At 68.5% G+C, this 238-nt stretch carries 1 pseudogene; it reads left to right on the forward strand.

The features are described 5' to 3' along the window. Positions 1–73: 73 nt before the first annotated feature. A pseudogene (locus ACQG3P_RS23135) lies at positions 74–238 on the forward strand (DUF3649 domain-containing protein); the annotation flags it as partial.

Raw genomic sequence — 238 nt, forward strand, 5'->3', positions numbered from 1 at the left:
CGGCTTGGCCACGGATGGCCACCCTCCCCCTTGCACCGGCCCGGGCGGGTGACGTTCGTTGTTCGACCCGACATTGCAGGTTCCCGTGGACAGCACGCCTGATGCCAGCTGGTTCTACCGCTTCGGCGGTTTCTTCGACCGCCCCTGGCTGGGAGTGCTGTCGCGTTCGTTGGCCGCGATCTTCGGCGGCTTCGCGCTGGCCGCCACCTGCGCGATGTTCTTCGCCGTGGCCCTGCCA

It is taken from the genome of Stenotrophomonas sp. SrG (assembly GCF_050031795.1).
In the GTDB taxonomy this organism is placed as follows: domain Bacteria; phylum Pseudomonadota; class Gammaproteobacteria; order Xanthomonadales; family Xanthomonadaceae; genus Stenotrophomonas; species Stenotrophomonas rhizophila_A.